Annotated in this window: 15 protein-coding genes and 1 pseudogene; 6 read left to right on the top strand and 10 right to left on the bottom strand. The window is 45.7% G+C overall.

What is annotated here, in order from left to right:
* The first annotated feature begins 97 nt into the window (after positions 1-97).
* Genes EKG39_RS05635 through EKG39_RS05645 form a run of 3 tightly spaced genes read left to right on the top strand, consistent with a single transcriptional unit; the run spans position 98 to position 1,904 of the window.
* The gene (locus EKG39_RS05635; protein WP_126504785.1) at positions 98-379 is read left to right on the top strand and encodes a YcgL domain-containing protein; all 282 of its coding nucleotides are present in this window, start codon (positions 98-100) and stop codon (positions 377-379) included.
* 38 nt (positions 380-417) lie between these two features.
* Positions 418-1,419 carry a lytic murein transglycosylase gene (locus EKG39_RS05640; RefSeq protein WP_126504786.1) on the top strand — a complete coding sequence of 334 codons (1,002 nt, stop codon included), beginning with the start codon at positions 418-420 and terminating at the stop codon, positions 1,417-1,419.
* 44 nt (positions 1,420-1,463) lie between these two features.
* Positions 1,464-1,904, top strand: a complete 441-nt coding sequence (locus EKG39_RS05645; protein WP_126504787.1) for a YcgN family cysteine cluster protein — start codon at positions 1,464-1,466, stop codon at positions 1,902-1,904.
* Positions 1,905-2,121: 217 nt separating this feature from the next.
* Here the strand turns inward: EKG39_RS05645 and dsbB are convergent, their stop codons facing one another.
* On the bottom strand, positions 2,122-2,631 hold the full coding sequence (gene dsbB / locus EKG39_RS05650; RefSeq protein WP_126504788.1) for a disulfide bond formation protein DsbB: 510 nt from the start codon (positions 2,629-2,631) through the stop codon (positions 2,122-2,124).
* A 120-nt stretch (positions 2,632-2,751) separates the two neighbouring features.
* Positions 2,752-4,335, bottom strand: a complete 1,584-nt coding sequence (gene nhaB, locus EKG39_RS05655; protein ID WP_126504789.1) for a sodium/proton antiporter NhaB — start codon at positions 4,333-4,335, stop codon at positions 2,752-2,754.
* A 311-nt stretch (positions 4,336-4,646) separates the two neighbouring features.
* Here nhaB and fadR point away from each other — a divergent pair, with 311 nt between their 5' ends.
* A complete protein-coding gene (gene fadR / locus EKG39_RS05660; RefSeq protein WP_126504790.1) occupies positions 4,647-5,396 on the top strand; it encodes a fatty acid metabolism transcriptional regulator FadR in 750 nt (249 codons plus the stop codon).
* A 76-nt stretch (positions 5,397-5,472) separates the two neighbouring features.
* On the opposite strand, the gene EKG39_RS05665 is transcribed toward fadR, so the two are convergent.
* Both EKG39_RS05665 and EKG39_RS05670 read right to left on the bottom strand, forming a co-directional pair.
* Positions 5,473-9,447, bottom strand: a complete 3,975-nt coding sequence (locus tag EKG39_RS05665; RefSeq protein ID WP_126504791.1) for a translocation/assembly module TamB domain-containing protein — start codon at positions 9,445-9,447, stop codon at positions 5,473-5,475.
* Positions 9,444-11,291 (bottom strand): autotransporter assembly complex protein TamA, encoded by a 1,848-nt coding sequence (locus EKG39_RS05670; RefSeq protein ID WP_126504792.1) that lies wholly within the window; start codon positions 11,289-11,291, stop codon positions 9,444-9,446. Before EKG39_RS05670 ends, EKG39_RS05665 begins: the two co-directional genes overlap by 4 nt.
* A gap of 165 nt (positions 11,292-11,456) precedes the next feature.
* Between EKG39_RS05670 and EKG39_RS05675 the strand changes: the two genes are divergently transcribed.
* Positions 11,457-12,491, top strand: coding sequence for an isoaspartyl peptidase/L-asparaginase family protein (locus tag EKG39_RS05675; protein ID WP_246028457.1), 1,035 nt, complete (start codon positions 11,457-11,459; stop codon positions 12,489-12,491).
* 256 nt (positions 12,492-12,747) lie between these two features.
* On the opposite strand, the gene EKG39_RS05680 is transcribed toward EKG39_RS05675, so the two are convergent.
* Genes EKG39_RS05680 through EKG39_RS05695 form a run of 4 tightly spaced genes read right to left on the bottom strand, consistent with a single transcriptional unit; the run spans position 12,748 to position 16,949 of the window.
* A complete protein-coding gene (locus EKG39_RS05680) occupies positions 12,748-14,634 on the bottom strand; it encodes a DNA repair protein (RefSeq protein WP_126504794.1) in 1,887 nt (628 codons plus the stop codon).
* A 12-nt stretch (positions 14,635-14,646) separates the two neighbouring features.
* Positions 14,647-15,579 (bottom strand): DNA repair protein, encoded by a 933-nt coding sequence (locus EKG39_RS05685; protein ID WP_126504795.1) that lies wholly within the window; start codon positions 15,577-15,579, stop codon positions 14,647-14,649.
* Between the two features lie 3 nt (positions 15,580-15,582).
* On the bottom strand, positions 15,583-15,987 hold the full coding sequence (locus EKG39_RS05690) for a TerB family tellurite resistance protein (RefSeq protein WP_126504796.1): 405 nt from the start codon (positions 15,985-15,987) through the stop codon (positions 15,583-15,585).
* A gap of 14 nt (positions 15,988-16,001) precedes the next feature.
* On the bottom strand, positions 16,002-16,949 hold the full coding sequence (locus EKG39_RS05695) for a hypothetical protein (protein WP_126504797.1): 948 nt from the start codon (positions 16,947-16,949) through the stop codon (positions 16,002-16,004).
* A 332-nt stretch (positions 16,950-17,281) separates the two neighbouring features.
* Here EKG39_RS05695 and EKG39_RS05700 point away from each other — a divergent pair.
* Positions 17,282-17,401: pseudogene (locus tag EKG39_RS05700) on the top strand (beta-aspartyl-peptidase); the annotation flags it as partial.
* A 54-nt stretch (positions 17,402-17,455) separates the two neighbouring features.
* Here EKG39_RS05700 and EKG39_RS05705 read toward each other — a convergent pair.
* Both EKG39_RS05705 and EKG39_RS05710 read right to left on the bottom strand, forming a co-directional pair.
* Positions 17,456-17,662, bottom strand: coding sequence for a hypothetical protein (locus EKG39_RS05705; RefSeq protein WP_185817530.1), 207 nt, complete (start codon positions 17,660-17,662; stop codon positions 17,456-17,458).
* 20 nt (positions 17,663-17,682) lie between these two features.
* Positions 17,683-17,889 carry a hypothetical protein gene (locus EKG39_RS05710; protein WP_126504799.1) on the bottom strand — a complete coding sequence of 69 codons (207 nt, stop codon included), beginning with the start codon at positions 17,887-17,889 and terminating at the stop codon, positions 17,683-17,685.
* Between the last annotated feature and the right edge of the window lie 667 nt (positions 17,890-18,556).

An 18,556-nucleotide genomic window follows, 5' to 3' on the forward strand; every position in this document is an offset into this window, starting at 1 on the left:
TCAGACTTGGCGCTGATTTGCATTATATTAATGACCGACCATGTTATAGTGTGGTTTCGTTACTGGCAAGTTGAATAGTTTGGAAAATAGATAGTATATGATCTGTGCTGTATATAAGAGTCGACGTAAGGTCGACAGCTACCTTTTCGTTGAAAAGCGCAATGAGTTTGAGCGGGTACCCGAAGCATTGATGGAGATGTTCGGCGCACCAGAATTAGTGATGATGCTCCCTATTATGAAGCGTGACCACTTAGGATTCGCAGACATCAAGAAAGTAAGAAGTGAACTTGCCGAAAAAGGTTATTACTTGCAACTCCCCCCACCGAAAGTTAACTTACTCGAACAGCATAAGCTGGAGATTGGCTACAGCCGAGATTAGAACGAGTTAGGGAATCGTTAGCATAGAAGGGATCAGCTATGGTTTGGAAAAAAATTGGAGCCGCGTTTTTTATCACCCTGCTTAGTGGCTCGGTGCAACTCGCATCTGCACAAGACAGTCAACAATCGCCTAATTTCGTTGAATATTTAGACGCACTAAAACACGAAGCCAAAGAGCAGGGCATTGAAAACGAAACCGTGGATCGTGTTTTTCCAAAAATTAAGCCTTTTAAGCGGGCAGTATTTACCGGAAAAACTCAAGTTGAACCTAAGACTTCTCTGGAAACCTTCCTCCCCGCGACCGTACCTGAATGGAAAGTTGAAAAAGCGAGACAGCTGTTTAAAGAACATAGCGCGGAACTTAAAGCCCTAGGCGATAAGTATGACGTACAGCCTCGATTTATTATCGCCCTATTGGGCATAGTATCGGATTTTGGCGTCGACTCAGGTCATCTTCCCCTGTTGTCTGTTTTAGCTTCCTCTGCCTATGAGGGGAGCAAAGAGGCCTTCTTCAGAGATGAGTTTTTTTCTGCCTTAAAGATCATTGAGCAAAATGATATCGACTTTGACAACTTGAAAGGTTCTTGGACCGGTGTCATGGGACAAACTCATTTTACGCCAAGCCAGTATCTCTTGTTCGCCCAGGATGGTGATGGTGATGGCAAGAGTGATATCTGGAATAACACGCAAGACACCTTCGCCTCTTTGGCCTATTTTCTACAGCAAGCAGGTTGGAAGAGTGACGGTACCTGGGGACGTCAGGTTCTCGTTCCCAAAGAGTTCGATCTCTCGCATTCGTCACTCGATATAAAGAAAACTTTCTCACAGTGGTCTGCCCTCGGCGTGACGCGTTTCGATGGCTCAAAACTGCCTTCGCGGAATGATATGCAAATTTCACTGATCATGCCTGATGGTGCAATAGGGCGTAAATACCTCGTTTATGATAACTATCGAGCCTTGCTGAAATGGAATGAATCTGACTATTTTGCCCTTTCAGTGACCTATCTTTCGGAGCGGATCAAGTATCCGGCGATAAAATAGTGTAAAATAGCCCGCGAGAGTGGGCTTTTTTATAGAATTTAATCATGTCGTTTTGGAAGAATAAAACCTTAGCTGAGATGGACACCCAAGAGTGGGAGTCACTTTGTGATGGTTGTGGTAAATGTTGTTTAAACAAGTTGATCGATGATGAGACCGAAGAACTTTATTATACGAATGCAGCCTGTAAATTATTAGATCCATCAGATGGACATTGTGTCCACTATGTTCAGCGTTTCAATTTTGTCCCATCCTGCACGCAAGTCACCGTGGATAATGTTGCCGAGCTAACCTGGTTACCGGATAGCTGCGCGTATCGTCGTCTTCACTTTGGTCGTGAGCTTCCTTCCTGGCACCCGTTAATCACAGGTTCTAAAGAGGCGATGCATGCTGCCGGCATGTCTATTCAGAATAAAGTGACCTGTGAAACGAAAGTGAAGTATATGGAAGACCATATCGTGCTTTGGCCTTTAAAAGATATCGAATAAACGAATAGACCGCACACTAAATCACCTGTTATCCGTATCGCTATTGGCGCCTTATAAAGGCGCTGAGATTGCTACTGGGCGAAACTAAATCTTATCTAGCTACACAGCGATAATCTTCATTAATATCAATAGGTATATTATCAAGAGAGAAAATGTCTCCATGACCATAGGGCCATGAAGACACCGGAGCGATGAGTTTTTACTGGGTGGTTTTGACTTATCTAGTTTTACTCAGTGCGGGGATCATGAAGATAGCCAGTGCTAACAGATAAGTTGAAAAAGCAACAATCATCCATTGCCCCATTGTCACTCCCATCATCTGCCAAGGGATATCGCTGCACATGCCCGATGGCATAAATACCGAAGGTAACCATTCATGCAGGGGCATCCAACTCGGGAATTCAGGCAGGAAGGAGCAGGTAGAGAACGGAGAAGGGTTCGTCTGCATATCCACTAACTCTAAGGCTAGTTTCAAGCCCCATGCGGCACTAATTCCCCAGCCCAGCACGGCGATAAAGCGCAAAAAACGATTCTTATAACCGACTATGCCGATAAGTGCAGCGCCCAAAATGCCAAAAATGGCCAACCTTTGGTAAATGCACATGACACAGGGATCGAGTTTCATTACATGTTGAAAGAAAAGGGCACAAAGCTCCAGCCCAAGTGCTGTGCCTGCAAGAATTAGCCAGGCCAGGCGAGATTGAGCGAATCGTGTCACAGGGTTCAAGAGGCTGCTCTCCATAATCATAGATATAATAAAAAAAACGCCCGAAAGGGCGTTTTCATAAGACTTTGATGAACTAAGAAAGTTCAGATTAAATCTTAATATTACTCATCAACTTCAGACTTAATGTCCGCTGACCGCGCCGGCAGCGTCTTTGACGCTATGATGCAGTATCATATGTGAGTCATAGAAGTATTGAGTCATCTGCTCCAGGCCACCGAGTTGAATGGTTAAGACGCCGACAATCGACAGCACTATGGTGTAAGGCAATGCCATCCATACCATACGTCCATACGAGAGGCGAATGAGGGGAGCAATTGCTGAAGTTAACAAGAACAGGAATGCGGCTTGCCCGTTTGGTGTGGCAACCGATGGTAGGTTAGTACCTGTGTTGATTGCTACGGCAAGCAGGTCGAACTGATCACGGGTGATCTGGCCCGATAACAGAGCGGCTTTAACTTCGTTGATATAAACCGTACCGACAAAGACGTTATCACTGACCATAGACAGTAGGCCATTGGCGATATAGAAGATAACCAGCTGTGTGTTACCTTCGTAGCTAAGCGCCCACTGAATTACAGGAGCGAACAGCTGCTGGTCGATAATTACAGCTACAATGGCAAAGAATACGGCCAATAGTGCGGTGAAAGGCAGTGCCTCTTCGAAGGCTTTACCTATGGCATGCTCGTTCGTGATTCCGTTAAATGCCGTTGCCATAATGATAACAGACAGACCAATCAAACCAACTGAGGCTAGATGGAAAGCGAGTCCAACGACCAGCCAAACACCAATCAGTGCCTGAATGAGTAGTTTAACCTTGTCATGCTTAGTTCGGTGAGCATCTTCATGAGCAGCAAATTCAGACAAGATGGTATGTACCGCTTCCGGTAACTGTTGACCGTAACCAAACACCTTAAATTTTTCGACTAAGAAACAGGTGGTAATACCGGCAAAGAAGACAGGGACGGTTACAGGTGACATTCGCATCGCAAATTCGACAAACTGCCAATTAGCTTGAGCCGCAATAATCAAGTTTTGCGGTTCGCCCACCATAGTACATACGCCACCGAGTGCTGTACCTACACCGGCGTGCATCAACAGGTTACGAAGGAAACCACGGAATGCGCTTAATTCATCTTGACACAGCTGATGGTGTCCATCGGAAGTATGGTCATGATCGTCGGCGAAGCTCTTACCCGAAGCCACCTTATGGTAGATAGAGTAGAAGCCAACTGCGACAGCAATGATAACGGCAATCACCGTCAGGGCGTCGAGGAAAGCGGACAGGAAGGCTGAAGCAATACAGAACATTAAAGATACTACAATCTTTGAGCGTACCTTAGTGATCATCTTAGTGAAGACAAACAGCAGTAGTTGCTTCATGAAATAGATGCCGGCAACCATGAAGATCAACAGCAACATAACTTCAAGGTTGGCCTCTAACTCATGAAAGACCTGACTTGGGGAGGTCATGCCGATGGCGACGGCTTCGATGGCTAATAAACCACCGGGCTGAAGTGGGTAGCATTTTAGTGCCATAGCCAAGGTGAAGATGAACTCAATAACCAGTAACCAACCCGCGATAAACGGATTCAGGTAAAAAATAATTGGGTTGATAATTAAAAAAGATAAAATTGCGATTTTGAACCACTTAGGAGAATTTCCTAAGAAGTTATCAATAAACGCCTGACTCATAGTCACAGGCATGGCACCCTCTCAAAATTGTTGATAGATATGATTATTAGATTTATGACTTCAATATATTTGAATCGCACAGTTTAGCTTAAAGAGAGTCCTAAATTAATACCCTAGCTTCATGTTCATCTTAAAAAAACCTTAAAATGTCGATTAACATGGCAAAATAGGTTTAAAAGATTGACTGCACGCTGATTCTGAGTTGTTTTGTGATCTTAATCGTTGATCTTGGCCACTATTATCCGAGAAAGGTTTCCATTTCTTCCGGCTCTGGTATGATCAGTGTATTAAATATCACTTTTTAAATTGGGAAAATTAACCTGATGACAATTGTCCAAAAAGCTCCTGTCGTGGCAAAAAACAAAGATATTATTGAAGCCAAAGGACCTGCGAGCTTTGCTGAGAAGTATATTGTCCGATCTATCTGGGAGGAGAAATTCCCACCAGGTTCTATTTTACCAGCAGAGCGTGAATTATCGGAGCTGATCGGAGTAACCCGTACCACGCTCAGGGAAGTCCTGCAACGTTTAGCCAGAGATGGTTGGTTAACTATTCAGCACGGTAAACCTACTCGCGTCAACGATATTTGGGAAACCTCAGGTCTTAATGTATTAGAAACTATCGCCGACCTTAACCCGGCAGGTGAACCTGTATTGTTAGAGCAGTTACTTTCTGCGCGAACTAATATCAGTGCTATCTATTTTAAAGGTGCAATTCGCCATAACCCGGAAAAAGTGATTGAAGTATTAGAAGAGATATCTTCTTTGAACGATGATCCTAAGGCTTATGTAGAATTTGATTATCGGTTACACCATGCCCTGGCTTACAACTGTGGTAACCCTCTTTATGTTCTGATCCTAAACGGCTTCAAAGGTCTGTACAGTCGTGTCGGAGAAGATTATTTTGCGATAGATAAGGCTCGTGAGATCGCGCTGGACTTTTATGAGGCGCTACTTCAACTTGCCCATGAGAAAAATCACAATGCTATCCCTGGCTTAATGCGCAGTTATGGTATCAATAGCGGTAAAGTTTGGCAGAAATACAGAAACAGTCTGCTGGAAACTGCAGAATAAGTTAACTGTCGTTTATATCGAAAAGAGTACGAGTAGAAAATAAAAACCGCTTCATCGTGAAGCGGTTTTTTTGTGGCTAGTCTATGTTGAAGTTGTAGTAGATATCCAGAGACTGTTCGACGCTACCTGATACGGTTTCCAGATAGAGTTGAGATAACAGGTAATATCTGACTGTCATCTCATAGCCAGGATTAAACACGCCGACACCGTATTTTACCATGAGGTTTTCACCGATATAGCCGCTGATAGCGACTCGGCCATCATCGTTGGCATCGAGTTGAACATTAGAGAAGCCCACTTTCTCGATGAGTCCTGTAGCGGATTCGCCGATAAGGTTGACTGCGCCACCGCCGAGTTGATTACTGAGTGTTAACGCCGCTCCCATCATTAAACTACTGTTCTGATCACCATCATTACTGTGAAACCCAGTTCCTTTAATGATATAGGAGAGTATCTCGGCTTGCTCTTTCACCGGTGATGAAAAAAGCGTCACTATAGGTTTGAGTGGAGTACCGGTGATCCTCACTCCGGCAACAACATCTTCATCTTTTATCTCTCTTACGGCCTCAATATTGAGGTTAGGAATTTCAACCGGGCCGATAAATTGTACTTCTCCGGTATTGATTTTGAGGGTTTGTCCCATAAATTTGTAACTACCGTCAAGGACTCTTATATCACCGTATAATAGGGGAGGGCGAAAGGCTTCCTGCCTGAGATCGAGTGTACCCGTTAGCTTGCCTCTTAGGCCCATGCCATCAATTCTCAGTTTATCCGCAACCTTGATTTTAATGTTGGTGGTGATGGCGTAGGGGCTCCGTTCGACTTGTCCGCTGGAGATGCTGTCTTCAAATACCACATCATCAGATACTGCTACACCGCCTTCAGGCAGTTGGCTAATCTTAATATTACCCGAATCGATATCTATAGAGCCTTGAATGTCGGCCCTGTCTTTATCGAATTTGATTTTAAGGGCAGGGGAGGCCGTGATGATGGCGAGCGGTGGTTGGATAATAGCAAGCTTATCACCATCGAACTGAATATCACCGCTGAAGCTATCGCCTCTCCAATCAAACAGACCAGTAACTTTTGCCTCACCCTTTCCCATCTTCCACTGGCCGTCGAGTATGGCCTTTTGGCCAGAGAGTGTAAGGTCGAGTTCGATATCTTCCAGTGGTGTCGGGTTTGCGGCTGCCAGCAGCTGTCCGTTTTCCAACTGCACTTTACCGGAAACATCCGGTTCGGCGAGGGTGCCAGATATCTCTAGCTCACTGGATACTTTTCCGGTCAGAGTTTCGAGTTGTGGCATAAACTCCGATAGGGCATCGAGGTTTATTTTATCGAGTTTGGTATAGCCGGATATCGCTCTGTCGGGTGAGACGCTTACCTCTAGCTGTCCTTCCCAACTGGCGATATCGTGTGAATCAAATTTAACTTGGGTGGCAAGCTTATCTTTATCCAGACTCGCTTGAAAACTGAGCAGCTTGTAGCCGACATCGATAACCCGGTTATTATTATTGAAACTAACCTGACCCGGGGCCAAATTCAGCTCTAAGTAACCTTCGGGTTTAGACTCTTCTTGCCACTTTAAAGTAGAAGTTAAGCTGGCTGGGGCCTGCCAAAGCAAATTCTCCGGCAGTAATGGTGTCAATACACCACCGATATCACCATCGAACAGAATGCTGGTCTCACCGTTTTTGTCGAGTTCTGCCGGATCATCGAGACAAAGTTTACCGTTTGCGTTGAGCCAGCAAAAAGTGTTTACTAAGCCTGATTGCTTGTCATTATTCCAATTGACGTCGATAGGCGCTTCTAAGTCCCATTCACCGAAAATTGAGGTTAAATTGAGTCTTCGAATTTGTGCTTCGAACTGAGTTGTCTCGGGATCGAATGTTGAATAAACTTTGGTATTGAGTTGTAGCTCTCCGAATGTTTGCAGCCCCAGTTTCTGCTTGGTTTCATTGCCTTTAAAACCCAGGGTGATCGAGTCAAGCTTAACACTTGCAAGCTTTAAGTCTTTAGCCTTAACAGAGAGAGCAAACTCCTGCTCATCTTTGGGTCGGTAAAACCCTTTGGCCAGGCCCTGCTCGATTTTATATTGTTGAAATTCCAGCTCAAATATCTCTGCTGAAACGGTAACTTGTGGGTGCTCGCTTTCACCCGAAACATTGATTTTCGCATCGATACTGCCGGACGATTCAGCATGCCAGAGGTTAAGATCCGGGATCTGCAATTTTGCGTTAACGGCCCAAGCCTCTTCGGCACTGCCTGATATGGACAATACACTCTGCAACGCGCTTAGTTTTAAACTGTCGGCTTTGAGGTGTAGTTTATCATCAACATTGATATCTCCGCGGAGGTGAAATGGATAACCCTGGATCTCGCCTTCCAGATCTGAATTGGCAATACCGACCTCCCAGCCCTTGGCGTCAATCAGCCCCTTGGTGTGAAACTGGCCACTGATAATGCTATCGGGCAGAGGTGTTTCAAGGTCAAGTTTAAGCTGCTGCAGTTTGAAGTCGATGGTGTTGATGTCTGCATCCCAGCTGATCCCCTCATGATACTGTGCATTACCTGATAGCTCGGCCTCCCCCAACTCTCCTTTAAGTCGCAGGTGGGCAACATCCAGCTGTTCGCCAGTATGAATAAATTGGGTATCGACAGCCAACACGGGATGAAAAGGGGTCTTGATATTGGCGGTGAGGGTGACATCCTGACTATTAAGGTCCCCATGGGTAGCAAGTTTTATCGCTCTGCCCGAATAGGCTGGCTTGTCCAGTGGCCAGCCAAATCCCTTACTCTCAAATTTAAGCTCATAGGGAAGGTTTCGCTGCGCCAGCCCTATGTCACCTTGCAGATTAAAGTCGATATGACCTTTACCCGTTGCTGTTACGGCTAACTTTTTAAAGCCTTGAGATACATGAAGCGAAAGCTGTTGCTGCTTAAGCCCGGGAAGTTCGGCCACACTGCGCGCATCGACGGTGGCGGAGATATCCATAGGATAGTCATCTTTGAGAGTGATCCCTCCCTTCAAATCTACCTTGCCGTAGGTATGTTCAACATGCAGCTGATTGAGGTTCACCAGGAAGCTATGGTAACTACCGTCGAGGACGATGTTTTCGAAATAGTCATCTCGCTTGCCGAGTTTCAGGTGGCTCTGTTCCAGTATGGCATCGGTAACAAATACAGGTATCGGCATAAAGACGGCAGGCAGTTGCGCCATGGTCCAGGTGTTATCGGCTTGCGTTGTTTGCTCCACTTTCTCATTAGTTTCACTATTTTCATCAATAGATAATGGAATTGATACCAGTAGATCATTACTGTACAGGTAGTTGGCTCTGATGCCGGTCTGTTGCCATTGTGCCTGTGTTTGTAGGCGGGAGGCGTTGAACTGCATGTCGTTGACGCGCACCTTCACGTTGGCTAAATCCGCGCGTTTAAGATCGATGCCGAAAGGTAGCTGTATCTCCCGGTTCTCATTTGGTTGAGGGTCATTGAGCTGACTTTCATTGAACTGGCCATTATCGAGCTGATTGTCTGACAGGTCTTGATCTGCAGTAGTTACTGCGATATCAGCTTCGCTAACAAGGTTAGCTATTTGCTCATCATCGAGGCTTTGATCACCGAGCTTGTTTGTATCTATCGAAACCAATACCTTACTTGCTGCGAGCTCGTTGACACATAACTGCTTGCTCAGCAGGCACATGGGACGCCAATCTAACAGGAGGTCATCGACGTCGACCGCGATTCCTTCCATATTCCAGCGGACATCGGTCATTTTCAGGCGTTTGTTTAGTGTGCCGGAGACGTAGGTGATATCAAGATCGGGCACAAAAATATCGGCAAGGGTCACCGCTAGTCTGCTACCTAACGGCGTGCCTAATAGTATTGCAAGGATGATCAGCATGCCCAGTGGCAGATAGATAATCGTCCGCGAGACGGCCTTAAAGCTTTTCCATAGTGTGCGTGCCAGGCTACTTTGGGGGAGAGCATCAGTACTTTCAGTCTGAGTCTCAGCCTGGTCAATGCCAGTCTCTTTTGTGGGGTTCGTCATAGCTCTGCCCCCATAGTGATATGGATTCGCCAGGGTCTATCGACAGTATCGGTTTCCTTCAGGCCGACACCCAGATCGATTTTTATCGGGCCGATAGGAGATATCCAGTGAACACCTCCTCCCACTGAGACTATGGGTTCAATTTGATTAACATCGAAAGCATTACCCGCATCGATAAAGGTGGCCACACGCCAGGTTGGCGTCAGGTAGTATTGATACTCTACGCTGCCGACCATAAGATAACGCCCGCCGACAACTTGCCTCGCCAGTTGGTCATCGCTGTTGATGTAGTCAAGATGGGGGCCGAGCTCCTGATAACTGTAACCCCTGATACTCTGATCGCCACCGGCAAAGTATCTCAGGGAGGGAGGAATAAGCGCTAAATCATCATCAGCTGCCAGGTTAACCCCAAGATCCAGTCTTGAGACGATTCTATGCTTGTCGAAGAAGGTATCGATCCACTTGTATTTTGTCTGCAGCCGCGCTAACCGTATGGTGGAGCCCAAGGTGGGATCGGCGTACTCCAGGCTGTAGTGCTGAAAAAATCCGGATTTAGGATCTAAGCTATTGTCGCCACGAGTCGTCTTGGAGATGCTGCTGCCGAATAGGATAAATCTGGGGTCATAATCGATATCTGATTGGTTGTAGAACTCTCTCATCCATTCGACCGAATAACTGAACAGCCATTGATTATCTAACCTTTGCTGACGGATCACACCTAATAAACGTTTACTCCCCTCAAGCTCTCCCGTGTTATTGAACTGCTTATTTTCTGGATCATAGACCTGTGTTACACCATATTTATCCCTCAGCATGCCCAGACGGATTTTCAACTGGTCATCCAATGGATGGGTCAAGGGGATTGTATAACTGGTCAGGAACTTAGGTTTATCCGGTGACCACTCGGCAGTGGTTTCCTGAGAGTGGCCATAACGGTTGATTTGTGGGGTACGCCAGGTTACGCGGACTCTCGGCTCCATGCTGTTATCGGTCGTGTTACCTATGTCGGCACCCAAGCCCAGTTCGATTGAGTGGCTGGGTTTGGGGGATAATTCAACCTTGATGGGTACGGCTAACCCTTGGGGTTTATCTATTTGAGGCAATACCTTGATGTTGGAGAAATAACTGGTATCTAACAGTTCCCGGTTCAGACTGCTCAGTTTACCTGTGCTGAACAGAGAGTTTGCTTCGAAAGGGATCAGCTCGTTTAGCAACTCGTCGTTTAATGTGTGCCCTTCGAAGCTGACTGTACCTATGTGATATCGTCTGCCGGAGTCGTAATGCAGGGTGATCTGCGCCGTGTTAAGGTCGCGATTGATGGTGATTGCCGAGCGTTTGTACTTACCGTCGAAATAACCCCGGGCCAATGCAATCGTCACCAGTTGAGATTTTAACTGCTCATAGATACCGTGATTTAATACGTCACCGGGTTTAATCGTTACCGTATCTAACCATTTGAGAATAAATTGGTCTTCGACAATTTCGCCATCGAAATTGATGTCGATCCACTGTAGTCGTGTCGGTTCGCCAGGCGCGATTGAGAGTGAAAGTGTCCAGGGGCCATCTTGTGACTGGGTGACCTCCTCGTTTATCACGCCATGATAGAAACCCAAAGAGTGGAGGGCGGCGGTAGTGTTATCCTCAGCATTAAAGATAAAGGCTCTTCGTTGCACCTTAGACTTAGGCAAAGCGCCTAAGTGCGCCTTGATGTTTCGCTCTAAAACATCGTCGACACCTTCAATTTTCAATGTTAACCAGTCATTGGCATGTGCGGAAAAAATGCACAGAGAGTAGCCTATTAAAATGATGCTCAATGACCATAAACGCAATGAACTGTTTTTCAAAAAATCAGACTCTTTTTAGTGATGAACGAATGCGTCTCTATTGTCGCTAGATTATTGATCTCAGGCAAGTTGATGATTGTAATTATGGATGAAAATGGTTACAAAGAGTGCAAATAAAAATCAAAGGACCCTTTTGTGAAAAATAAATCTACTTTATTAGCATTTATCCTGGCGACTGCGGCGTCTGGTACCACTTCTGTTTGGGCGGATGATAAGCCATTTTCTATTGCTATCCACGGCGGGGCCGGAACAATTACTAAGGCTAAACTGACACCGGAGCAACAACAGTCCTATCGTGATAAGTTGACTGAAGCGGTCAACGCCGGATATAAGGTGCTTGAGAAAGGCGGCGATAGCCTGGTGGCGATTCAGGCGGCGATCAATGTGATGGAAAACAGCCCGCTGTTTAATGCTGGCGTCGGGGCCGTGTATACCTATGATGGAGCCCATGAAATGGATGCCTCAATCATGGATGGCAAGACAATGAATGCCGGCGCCGTATCCGGGGTAAAACATATTAAGAACCCGATTAAACTCGCCGATGCCGTGATGAATAATTCGCCTCACGTGATGCTATCGGGTGCGGGGGCCGAAGAGTTCGCATTAACTCAAGGTTTTACCTTGGTGCCGGCCAACCATTTTGACACAGAGTCCCGTTATAAGCAGCTACAGGACGCCAAAGTTAAATTAAGAAAGGCAGAGTTTGAGCTCAAGGCTAAGTCGCCCGATTATCAGGCATCAAATACAGCTCCTCAGATAGACTATCTGGATTTGGATTATAAGTTCGGTACTGTTGGCGCCGTGGCACTGGATAAGAAAGGCAACCTGGCGGCCGGGACCTCAACCGGCGGCATGACGGCGAAACGATTCGGGCGTATTGGTGACTCACCCGTTATTGGTGCGGGCACCTATGCCGAAAACGGAGTGTGCGCGGTATCTGCGACCGGACATGGCGAGTATTTTATTCGTTACCATGTGGCGGGAGATATCTGTGCACGGGTTAAATACCAGCATAAATCTATAATCCAGGCGGCGGATGAGGTTATCAATCAACGTCTTATCACGGCAGGTGGTACCGGTGGTGTGATAGCCATCGATCAGCGCGGTAATATCGCCACTCCATTTAACACCGAAGGCATGTACCGTGCCACACGAAAGAATGGCGAGCCTGCCGACGTGATGATCTGGCGAGATATGTAAACAATGTAGGAGCGGCTTTAGCCGCGAATCTGGATTTTACCCGAGTGGGCAGGTTTCCTGTACTGAGCTACGAGCAAATAGGGAAGGCAAAGCGAACGGCTTTGCCATTTTAATCCGAAATCAGTTCGTTCAAAAAAAGTGTTCAGAGTGAACGGACAGGTAACCAATACCCGTTATTTATAAGAATATTAACGGACTGGCTTTAGATCATAACAAAGCCAATCTTTTATGCCGGGGACTTAAGTTCTACTCATATTTAGCTAACTAACAAGGGCTCCTGAGACCCCAGTAAGGTCATAAAATCATCCGTAGTTTTAATCTCCAGCTCGATCTTCATAAAATCTGCCATAGCATAAACGCTGCAGTTAACATTTTTTTCGTCTGCAATAGCTTGGCTCATTGACTCGGCAATCAGGCGGAACTGTAACTTATTGTTCGCCAGTGTCTGCAAGGCTGCAGTCTCGAAGGCATCTGTGTTCTCCTTGACCTGGAGGATTCGCATATCAAATATCTCCTTCACCCGCGCGGCCCGCTTCTCGTCCTTGACCGAGAACAAATCCATCTTATCCAGCAGCCAAACCACTATCGTAGAGGCTATACCGGTGAACATCACCATCACTGCATCGGATAGCACATCCCCGAAAGGCAATTTGTTGATAAAGCCAAGCACAGACTCTTCGAAGGCGAAACCTATATAGGTCACCACGGTCGTAGCGAGTAACTTGGTAATCGCATCGGCTTTCTCTGCGGGAGATGAGTCCCCCATCAAAATCTTGATTGACGCTAGGATGGCATTGAAGCCTTCCGTGATGACTTTCAACGCTTTTTTCAATATGCCGACAAACATATTGACGATGGCATTAAGGAGATATTTTACGAAATTCGCAGCCGCATCCTTAAAGCTCCCCAAGCCGATATTGAGCAGGTTTGTGGTAATGTATCTAAGTGCTCGTTTCATCCGAAAACCAAACGCTTCAAGGCTCGATGAACAGTCTGTGCCATGGGTGATGCCGTTTTGAAGCATATCTTTAAGCTCGAAGCTGACAGTTTTGACCACCAGAATAATCAGTTCACCCACCCCTGAGTCGACCAGCTCATCCTTGGCTCTCTTACCTGCATCTGTAGCCGCGCCTTTCATCAGTTTGCTGTCAGCAAGTAACTTGTCAGCCACCTTCATGTTCAGGTGAGCCTCTACCGCGGTGCGGGCCTCAGCTTCGCGCGCCAAGGCTTTATTCCAAGTCGCGTCATTTACATGGGCTTCCAAGCTGGCCAGGGTTTGTTTCTCAGCCGAGGTAAGCTTAGGCTTGGTCTTGAGTGTGTCTCGCTTAAGCTTTAGATCGGTCCAGCTGGAATCCAGTTTAATCTTGTTCAATTTCTGGCTGATGATATCGAAATTGTCTGCGCTGCCGGCCGCGTCTCTTAGATCGCCAACAGACAATGCTTTAGAACTTTTATATTCATCGAAGAGGTGTTTCAGCGGCAGGTTATGATCAGCATTATAGGTGCGTTCGACTGCATTTAATCCTTTTGCCTCGAGTTCGGTATTATATTCCCTCGAATTTCTTCTGAGCTGCTTGCGCTCGCCCTTGTCATTGACTTCTAGCTCACTGTAAACCCTGAGTTTCTCTTGCTTTTCCTGCTGACTGGCAAAATACGCCTTAGTATAAGTCGTTTTCTTGCCTACATCCTCCATATAGCTATCCGGCGTACCGGGAGCAGCTTCCTTCTTATCTCGGATATAGTTTCCCTTGTCGTCGTTATGGGCTGCGGTGTCGGCATCGAGACGTTGCTTTTCGAGCCACTGGTCTTTATCTGTCTCAGTGGCACTGAAGTAATCGAAGCTGTCTATTTCGTTAACCAGCCGGGTGGCGGTTATGCCACGATTCTTCAGCCCCAGCTTCTTTATGCTGAGCAGGCCATCACACATGTTCAGCAGCAGGGGCTTGACCAACTCATCGGTGACGTTACCACCTTGGTCAAACTCATCATAGATCTGGGCCATCACATCGAGAGAGTCGCGCCTGTCATGCAGTTCCATATTGATCAGCTGTTTGCTGACTTGCAGCGGCGAGCAGTCCTGCAGCTCGTTCAATACCTGCTCGGTGCTAAGCACCGGCTGGACATATTCATCTTTTGTAGCCATTGGCCAGATTCCTTATGCGGCGATAGCCTGAATAGAGGCCACTTTTTCAAACAGTGCCTTGGCCTGACTGCTGTCTTTGGGGTTCAGTTTGCCGCTCTCGGACAGGTATCCCAGATTCGCCATCTGCTTGAGCACGATGGAGAGGTTAAATAGGGCCTGAAACTCTTCGATATGGGCGACGGGGATCAGTCTGAAGTCCAGTTTATGGGCAAAAATTTCGTCAGATTGGACCATCTGTTTATGACGTTGGCTCTGTATGCCGTACTCGAAGCGATCCAACAACTTGCTGTAGTTATTGATCAAGACATCGAAGTACTCCACCACGCCGTCGATGGATTTTGCCACCACTTTGAGCTGGCGCTGATGCGACTTCATCTTGGTAATCTCTTCATCGATACGCACCTCTTCTTCCTGCACCTTCAGCAGTGTCTGTTTGGCTTTCTTGCGCGAATAAAACCCCAGAGTCAGCACATAAGAGGCTACTCGCACTAAATCGAACTTGTTAAAATCAATCAGGAATAAATTACCCCGGTGCTCAACCGAAGCCGTAGTTTTGGCTTCCAGAATAGCATCGTCAAACAGCTCCTCAAACGGCTGTCCTTTGACGGTCACATTGTGCAGGCGATTGGCCAAGGAGACGAATCGCTTAAATTGCACCTGGTAGATATCCTGCTTAAAGCTGTTGATGGAGCTGACCTGAGTATCTATATCGGCAATAAGCTGCCCGCTGGCCTGGTCATAATCGCGCTTATTCTTGTCGTATCTGTCGGTGATCTGTTGATACAGTTGTTCGGCCTTATCAAAGGTCGTTTTTCCAGTAAAACCGTTCCAGCATTTAGACCCTTTTTCGATCACCTTGTTGGTGATTTTCTTTGCAACTTCAACTACCTTGTCGACCACGCGACTTATCGCGCTAGAAGCCCAGTTTCCCAATCGTCCAAACATAGGTTAATCCTTCATAATCAGGCCAAAGCCTTCGTGTACCAGATCATTCATTGCCTCGACCCAGCGTTGCAGGCGCTTGAGTTCAAACTCTTCGATTCCAAATGCCGCAGCTAACTTGAGCATAAACTCGGTTTCAACAGCACAAAACTCATTGTCGGCCAGTACTATGCCGAACAGTTCTACTAGTAGAATACGACGGTTTTTCACCTCGCTCCGAGTTAATAACCTAATCACATCATCGATTTGTTCCTGCTTCTTCAACTGATATGACGGCATGCCGCATTCATGAGTGAATGATTCGAAGATGGCTTTTTCCTGCTCCTTATAACTACCGTTGAGCCCCATGGCAAAATAGGCAATTTCCAAGAAGTTTTTACGTTCTGCTACAGATAATTCACTTAAATACATGATGTCACCTTGCTCTAATAAACTTTTTTAATCGGGTCTGTCTGTTTGCCATTGGCATCATAGACGTATTCAAGGCGCTGGCTGATCTCTCCCGCATCGTCGTAGAGGTATTCAAAACTCACCTGCTGATCATCGCCATACTCGATGCCCTTGACCAGTTTCCCTTCGAGGTCATAGAACATCTGATACTTGAGTTGCTCACCTTGCAGGGTATCGCTGCTGTGCTTTATGCCATTTTCATAATAAACCTGAGTCATCTGGCCCGTGTGTTTGTCTTCAATCTTAACCACCTTGCATTCACCCAGGTGTTTGACAAAGTCTGAAGTATCGACTTTCAACTCGGTATGCTGGGCCAGCTCGTTGGTCAGCTCCACCAGGTTTTGCACGCGTAGATTTTGGATTAGACTCGAGAGGGTTTCCAAGTTGGACAACTGTTGTTGCTTATGGGTAAACAAGAGGTTGTTAGCTTCTTTTCCAAGTTCTGTTTGGCTACGCTTAATAGCAATGTCTAGATGGCTGGCTGTATGCTGTAAATCTGCAGTCAGGTTCGCATTTGTTTGTTTATGAAGTCCGGTAGACTGGGTCGATAAATGCTCCTGCAGCTGCTGCAATCGGTTCTGTAAAGCTATTGCCACTTGAGATAGCTCCTGCTGCAACTGACTGTGCATCTTGGTATTATCAGTTTGTGCAGCCTGAATATTGGCTGTAACAAGCTGATTGACAGCCTTGAGTGATTGCTGGTTTTTATTCTGATGGTTCTGCTGGGTCGACGTGATTTCTTCGACGCCGCTATGGATCAGATCTTGAACCATACTTGGTATGCCTTCGATGGTTTTAGCAAGTTGCTGCGACGTCTGAGCCTGTATCTGCTTTAACTTATTAAATATTACGACTTGGATTATGATGACCAGTATACCCATTCCTATTGCGGCTAAGAGTATATGCGTTAAACCGATTTCCATAGTTTTCCCATTTAGTTACAAGTAAAAAATTGAACATTAGGCTGAATGCGATATTTGGTCTGTGAATAAGTTGCAGCGAAGGAGTAGAATTTAACTCTGCAACAATAGAGCAAAGATCCGACAGCATTTGGCCAACGTGTATATACAAGTCATTACTCTACATTATTGATACGCATAATAGTGTCTGGCTGTGAGAATAATTTTTAAAAAGTGATATAACTCAAGGAATAAGTGAGAATAAATTGGGGCAGGGAGAACTTTAAGTCAAAGATGTCTCGTGGAAGGGATACCTATTGTTTAAATTGTTTCTGGATTATAAGTTAGCTGCCGTCGGCGTCATGGCTTTAGATAAAAAACACAATGTAGCCACACCATTTAATACCGAAGACATGTACCGCGCAACGCGTAAGAATGGCGAGCCTGCAGATGTGATGATTTGGCGGGATATGTAAAAATTGTAAGAGCGGCTTTAGCCGCGAAGATGATTATTTTAAGAAAACAGCCTTCTAATCAATAGTCTCTACATCATTTTTCAACACTAAGGCCGCCAGATAAACCAAGGCAAGTGGAGGGATGAATGATAGAATAATCCCAATTATTGTGGCCAGAATTGGGGTTTGGGTTTTTCTTTTGCCGAGATAAAAGCTCAATATTCCGACCACAACCGCGGTGAATAAGATGACTTGGCCCAGAATTGTGGCATTTATATTCATTATCAAAACTCCTTTTTGATCTACTTATACCAAACACTAATAACTATTGTCGAAGGTTGAAATGAGCCACCACTTTGTGATTGAGTAATATCTTGAATTTCGATATTCGGCTGAGAGGCTAACCAAAGGTTAATTTCTGCCTCTAATCCATGATCTGTTGCGGTATCAGACTTAGGCAGAAAGCCCACTTTAGGACGTAAAACTTTGGTAAATATTTTAACTTCCATGATTATTTACAACTCCATAATTAGACTAATCGGCTAGCAAGATAATGCACTAAATGGGGACGAGCAACTTGATGCGAGCCAAAAGGGTGCCTGCATACTAAGCTGACCGGAAACGATAGACAAGTGGGAAGCTATCGTCTCTAGAAGTATTGTCGGATATCAGATACACAAATAGATCATTTATCGAATCATCATTAGAAGCTAGCTCGATTATTGGCCATGACCCGTAGGGAGAGGGCTATCAATATTCCCCGGCTAATTCGCAAGTGCAAAGTAGCCGGGGCAGTAATGAATAAGCCGATTTTATCTGATAGAACCTGAAGTCGGTTCATTAAGTGCATTAGATAATACGGATGCATTATTCAGTGCTTATATGCTTACCTTAACTTCTGTCTGTTTTTCCTATTCTTAATAGTGAGCTTATTTGATTATTAAGGCCCCCGACTTTAGCTATGTGGTAAATATTAATTATGATGCATATGCAATTCATCAGTACGACGGGGTATGCGCTAATTAACAGGGCGTAGGTTACCATTATTGCGCAACCAATCGAGTTAAGGTACCTGAGTAGGGTCACATTAGCGACCAATAAGGATATTGCAATAACGGCCGAACCTAAATAACCGATAAGTTCATAGTTCATTATATTTACCTTTTATATAACTAA

It is taken from the genome of Shewanella atlantica (assembly GCF_003966265.1).
Lineage (GTDB): Bacteria > Pseudomonadota > Gammaproteobacteria > Enterobacterales > Shewanellaceae > Shewanella > Shewanella atlantica.